7 protein-coding genes and 1 pseudogene are annotated in these 5,308 nt (G+C 59.5%); 5 read left to right on the forward strand and 3 right to left on the reverse strand.

The genetic code is table 11. The features are described 5' to 3' along the window. Both HMCN_RS18940 and HMCN_RS0116905 read left to right on the forward strand, forming a co-directional pair. Window positions 1-403: pseudogene (locus HMCN_RS18940) on the forward strand (RtcB family protein). Window positions 404-409: 6 nt separating this feature from the next. Beyond that, window positions 410-868, forward strand: a complete 459-nt coding sequence (locus HMCN_RS0116905) for a universal stress protein (RefSeq protein WP_025918489.1) — start codon at window positions 410-412, stop codon at window positions 866-868. A gap of 29 nt (window positions 869-897) precedes the next feature. Here the strand turns inward: HMCN_RS0116905 and HMCN_RS18060 are convergent, their stop codons facing one another. Together HMCN_RS18060 and HMCN_RS0116915 are read right to left on the reverse strand one after the other, a co-directional pair. Next, complete coding sequence (locus tag HMCN_RS18060) at window positions 898-1,224, reverse strand: pyrimidine/purine nucleoside phosphorylase (protein ID WP_193366428.1); 327 nt, start codon at window positions 1,222-1,224, stop codon at window positions 898-900. A 15-nt stretch (window positions 1,225-1,239) separates the two neighbouring features. Next, window positions 1,240-1,791 (reverse strand): CBS domain-containing protein, encoded by a 552-nt coding sequence (locus tag HMCN_RS0116915; protein ID WP_238552227.1) that lies wholly within the window; start codon window positions 1,789-1,791, stop codon window positions 1,240-1,242. Window positions 1,792-2,190: 399 nt separating this feature from the next. Here HMCN_RS0116915 and HMCN_RS18065 point away from each other — a divergent pair, with 399 nt between their 5' ends. Next, window positions 2,191-2,403 carry a hypothetical protein gene (locus HMCN_RS18065; RefSeq protein WP_155837618.1) on the forward strand — a complete coding sequence of 71 codons (213 nt, stop codon included), beginning with the start codon at window positions 2,191-2,193 and terminating at the stop codon, window positions 2,401-2,403. Between the two features lie 30 nt (window positions 2,404-2,433). Here HMCN_RS18065 and HMCN_RS0116925 read toward each other — a convergent pair whose 3' ends face one another. Further along, window positions 2,434-2,613 (reverse strand): hypothetical protein, encoded by a 180-nt coding sequence (locus HMCN_RS0116925; protein ID WP_025918493.1) that lies wholly within the window; start codon window positions 2,611-2,613, stop codon window positions 2,434-2,436. A gap of 236 nt (window positions 2,614-2,849) precedes the next feature. Between HMCN_RS0116925 and polX the strand changes: the two genes are divergently transcribed. After that, window positions 2,850-4,583, forward strand: coding sequence for a DNA polymerase/3'-5' exonuclease PolX (gene polX, locus HMCN_RS0116930; RefSeq protein WP_025918494.1), 1,734 nt, complete (start codon window positions 2,850-2,852; stop codon window positions 4,581-4,583). A 103-nt stretch (window positions 4,584-4,686) separates the two neighbouring features. Next, a complete protein-coding gene (locus tag HMCN_RS0116935) occupies window positions 4,687-5,199 on the forward strand; it encodes an Hsp20/alpha crystallin family protein (RefSeq protein WP_025918495.1) in 513 nt (170 codons plus the stop codon). The last annotated feature ends 109 nt before the right edge of the window (window positions 5,200-5,308 follow it).

The following is a 5,308-nucleotide window of genomic DNA, read 5'->3' on the forward strand; positions in this document are numbered from 1 at the left end:
GTGCATCGCAAAGGCGCCACCCGTGCATTCGGTCCCGGCCACCCGTCGATACCGGCGCCTTTGCGTCCGTATGGGCAACCGGTACTGTTCGGCGGCAGCATGGGTACCGCTTCCTATGTGCTGGCCGGAACCAAGCAGGGCATGTCGCTTTCGTTCGGATCGGCATGCCACGGCTGGCCGCAGCATGAGCCGGCATGGGGCGCTCCGGCGCTGGGACGGCCTGCAAATAGCACAGCAACTGGAAGCACGGAGAATCCTGGTACGCAGCCCTTCAAAACGCGGCGTGGCCGAAGAAGCGCCGGATGCCTACAAAGACATCACCGAGGTCGTGGACGCTGCTCACGCAGCGGAACTTGCCCGCAAAGTGGCGCGGCTTGAGCCAAGAATCTGCATCAAAGGATAGACATCCATGTACAAGCACATCTTGCTGCCGACCGATGGCTCGGCACTATCCAGACAGGCGGTGCGCAGCGGCGTGCTGTTTGCGAAAAATACCGGTGCCACAGTGACCGGCATCCATGTCATACCGCGGCAGCGGCAGGATCTGCTGGAGGCATGGGTTCACCATGACATGCACTATGTCAAGCGGCGGCAGGCATTGTTTGAAAAGCTCGCGGATGAGTACTTGGCATTTGTCGCCAATAGCGCGTTAGCGGAGGGCATTCCGTGCAACTGCCGATTGCTGAGGGCAGAGGATCCCTACCTGGCGATCGTGCAGACGGCAGAGCGGGAGCGCTGCGATCTCATTTTCATGGCTTCGCACGGCTGGAGGGTGGACACTGCGCAGCTACTGGGAAGCGAGACGCAAAAGGTGCTGGTGCACAGCAAGGTGGCGGTGCTGGTTTTCAAACCTGTTGCAATAAAATAACCAGGTGAAAAGGATTTGCGGTGGGGGTGTCAGTTCCTTACAAAATGACAGACATACTGCACTGGCTCCAGCACTTCAAGGTCAAAATGAGAATTGCCTGGCACCTGAAAGCGCTGGCCATCCTCGCAGGTATTCCAATCGCCTGCTTCGCCTATGCGTACGCGGCATTTTCCCGCAATGATTTCCATTATTTCCGGTGCATCGGTATCGAACCCGACTACTGATGGCAGGATGACGCCGATCGTCTTTCTGCTGTGATCCGGAAAGACAATGTTGTAGGAAATGCATTTCCCGTCGAAATATATATTCGCTTTTTTTATGATGGAAACATGGTCGAATTGCGTACTCATCAGAATTCCTCCTTCGCTTGGTCATTCGCGTACACGTGTTTCCCGCTTGCGTTCGCTTTCGATCGCCAGCACCAACCCGCGCAATTGTTCCGTCACGATCTCCAACAGATCGTCCAATGTCACGATGCCGATCAATACGCCGTATTCCGTTATTACCGGAATACGGCGTACACCATGGCCGCGCATCAAATGCAACAAGTCATATACCGAATCTTCAATGCGGGCCGTAATGAGATTTTTGCTCATGACGTCAGCAACGCTCAAAGCTTGTGCATCGAAGTCGTGTGCCACCACAGCAACGGCAATGTCGCGATCGGTCAACATGCCGATGACGACCCGGCCGCGCTCGGTCTCCTCGATCACGACCAGACTGCCGACATGCTGCTCAAGCATGAGACGAGCAGCTTCGCTCACGCTCATGTACTTGTATGCAAAGACCACCGTGCGATTGCAGATTTCGCCGGCATTCATCTTCTCTCCCATGATTGCCCCCATGCGCTGGATCAAAACCTGGCTACCATCTCTAGCGCCCCTGATGTCAACTTTCTTCACGCTCGGGATATCCGCTTTCATCAGATGGGCCTGATCGGTTTCCGACACATCCGCCCAGATGCGAGACTCTTGAAAAAATCGTCGATGTTGCGAAATGTTTCGAAGCGTGCGATGCCGCCGAATGAATAAAAACCATGATGTTAGCGGATAAAAACCATGATGTTAGCGGCGCTTAACCCCATCATTGTTGCGGAGTACAAATGCTAACAGCCACAAACTGCGGCGTTAGCCAGCCAAAATAATCACAAAACACAACACGCGCTTATTCTGTACATCACTCCATACAAATAATATGGGTGGTCGATCACGTCGTTTTGAGCCAGGTCAACTCGCTCTCAATCGCTGCGCTCATGATGCAATCAGATGTGCTTTCCGGTTCTCGCGGTAGCCGCCGCGCCCATTTCAGGAATCCCATCCATCGTGAAAATGTTCCACGGGAAAATCTGGGGAATGCATATGACTCAACATCCGCAGCTGCGGCGCGCGCTTTCAGTCGGTCTGGTTGTGTTGGGCTGCATTCTGATTTTTCTTGCCCCGAACAATGTATGGATCGGTGCTGTGCTCGCCATTGCGGGCATAGTCGTTGAACTGATCGCCTTCAAACTGGCCAAGAGCAACGAGGATAAAAAATAACCATATCCGCCTTTCGTCCGAACGGACAGACTACATAGTCATATCGGACAACCCGCCCGCCGGCTTGTCCGGAAGCGACAGTTCAACCACCATGCAGTCGGTGATCAGAAAAAGGCTGGCACCGATGACGCCGGAATTGATGACGACCGGCGGGCCGAACGGTCTTTCCAGCGTCACCTTAACCGCATTGATCAGGATCGAGGCTGGCACATATCTTGGAACGGGCTTCTGCGTGAAACAACAGCGCTTTTGAGTGTATTTCGGCTTTCCTGTAACGTTCCGCTCGCACTCAGAATAATTTGCGGGGCGATTGATCTGTTGAGGCGCATCAACAATGGCAGGACTGCTTCGGGGGGCTAATATAAATATTCGCAGGCTTGTTCAAGTACAAACGACCAGGGTGCTGGCAGGCATCAGGCAACGGATATTGCACAAGGACCGACAACATGCCGCTGCACAACGCAGACATTGCGGCAATCTTCGACGAGATCGCCGATCTGCTGGAGATCCGCGATGACAATCCGTTCCGGATCCGCGCCTACCGCAACGCGGCCCGCACGGTCGGCGGCTGCGGGCGCGAACTGACAAGCCTGATCGACACCGGTTCGGCGCTGCCCAAGCTGCCCGGCATCGGCCCCGACCTCTCCGCCAAAATCCGCGAAATCGCCACCATCGGACACTGCGCGCTGCTCGATGCGCTGCGCAAGCAGATGCCGCCGGCCATCACCGAGCTGCTGAAAGTACCGGGGCTGGGGCCGAAGCGGGTGCAGGCGCTCAATCGCGCACTGGGAGTGAGCACCCTGGCCCAGCTCGATGCTGCCGCCCATGCCGGCCAGATTCACGATGTGCCGGGCTTCGGCCTCAAGACCGAGCAGCACATCCTGGATGCGCTCGGCACGCTGGCCGCGCACGCCGGGCAGGCCGCGCGCATGCAGCGCCCGCTGGCAGCCCGCTATGCCGAGGCATTGGTCGCTTACCTGCAGCGGGTGCCGGGAGTGGAGCGAGTGGTGGTGGCGGGCAGCTACCGGCGCCTGAAGGACACGGTCGGCGATCTGGATATCCTGGTCACAGCCGCTGCGGGTAGCCCGCTGATGGCGCGCTTCATCGCCCATGACGAAGTGCAGTCCGTGCTGGCGCAGGGCGAAACCCGCAGCAGCGTGGTGCTGCGCAACGGCCTGCAGGTGGATCTGCGGCTGGTGTCGGCCGAGAGCTACGGTGCCGCCCTGCATTACTTCACCGGATCGAAAGCGCACAACATCGCGATTCGCCGCATCGCCCAGGAGCTGGGCCTGAAGATCAACGAATACGGGGTATTTCGCGGCGCGCAGCACATCGCCGGCGCCACCGAGGAGTCGGTGTTTGCGGCGGTCGGCCTGCCCTTCATCGTGCCAGAGCTGCGCGAGGACCGCGGCGAGATCCAAGCCGCGCGCGCCGGCCGCCTGCCGCAACTCATCACCCTGGCCGACTTGCGCGGCGACCTGCATGTCCACACCAAAGCCTCGGACGGCCGCAACACGATCGAAGATATGGCGCGCGCCGCCCGGGAGCAGGGGCTGGAGTATATCGCCATCACCGACCATTCGCGCCACCTGACAGTCGCGCACGGCCTCGACCCGCAGCAGCTGCTGCGCCAGATCGACGCCATCGACCGCTTCAATGCGACGGCGAGCGGCATTACCGTGCTCAAGGGAATCGAGGTCGACATCCTCGACGACGGCACGCTCGACTTGCCGGACTCGGTGCTGCAGCAGCTGGATGTGGTGATTGCCGCCGTCCACAGCAAGCTGGAGCTGCCGCGCCAGCGCCAGACCGAACGCCTGCTGCGCGCGCTGGACCAGCGCTACGTCAACATCCTGGCGCACCCGACCGGCCGCCTGCTCGGCCTGCGGGAGCCGTCCGAGCTCGACATGCTGCGCATCATGCGCCGGGCGCACAGCCGCCATATCGCGCTCGAACTCAACGCCCAGCCGGAGCGGCTCGATCTGGACGATACGCTGTGCCAGATGGCGCGCGAGGAAGGCGTGCTAGTGAGCATCAATTCGGACGCCCACGGCACCAGCGACTTCGCCCATCTGGAATACGGCATCGGGCAGGCCCGGCGCGGCTGGCTGGAGCGCGGCAACGTGCTCAACAGCCGTGACCTGAAAACGCTGCGCACACTGCTCTCCGCCAACCCCTGAGTATTTGATTTCCCACAAAACCGCGCCTGCGGCACAGGTCTATCCTGTTCAGAGGCCTAGAACATCGAGCGCAAAAAATGCGCCAATTTGCAATGGAGCTGTCATGCGCATACTGGAAGAATTAAAGCAGGATGTGGAGGAGTTATGGGATTCGGCCACCGAAGGCTGGCGCCGGCTGCGTCATCAGGCCGCCGGGGCCTTGACCCGTTTCCGCCCCGGCGCCAAATCCCCTGCGCCCGAAGTCCGCAATGACTTCAATCTGCCGCCGCCGGGCTGGGCGCTGCTGGCCGGCGACGTGTTCGAGGACAGCAAGAAGATCGTGGTCCGGCTGGAAGTGCCGGGAATGGAGAAGGACGATTTCGCCATCGAGGCGCGCGACGACACCCTGATCGTGCGGGGCGAGAAGCACTTCGAATCGGAGTCGGAATCGGAAGCCGGCGACGGCCGCTACCGCGTGCTGCAATGCGCCTACGGCAGCTTCAGCCGCACCATTCCGCTGCCGGCGCGGATCCTGCCCGACCAGGCCAATGCGGCTTACCGCAACGGCGTGCTGAAGATCGAGCTGACCAAGGCCGAGCCGAGCACGACCCGTAAAGTCCAGATCAAGGTCAGTTAGCGACCGCTCCACACACGGATGGATGGAGACGGCGGCAATTTCACTTCATGGAGCAACATCATGACAACGCGCAAGATCGAAAAACAGGACTGGAAGCCATTCTTTGACG

The sequence above is a fragment of the Herminiimonas sp. CN genome, from assembly GCF_000622895.1.
In the GTDB taxonomy this organism is placed as follows: domain Bacteria; phylum Pseudomonadota; class Gammaproteobacteria; order Burkholderiales; family Burkholderiaceae_D; genus AVCC01.

Coding starts and splice junctions, on each gene's coding strand:
- polX (WP_025918494.1), top strand. CDS start 2,850: ATGCCGCTGCACAACGCAGACATTGCGGCAATCTTCGACGAGATCGCC.
- HMCN_RS0116905 (WP_025918489.1), top strand. CDS start 410: ATGTACAAGCACATCTTGCTGCCGACCGATGGCTCGGCACTATCCAGA.
- HMCN_RS0116935 (WP_025918495.1), top strand. CDS start 4,687: ATGCGCATACTGGAAGAATTAAAGCAGGATGTGGAGGAGTTATGGGAT.
- HMCN_RS0116915 (WP_238552227.1), bottom strand. CDS start 1,791: ATGAAAGCGGATATCCCGAGCGTGAAGAAAGTTGACATCAGGGGCGCT.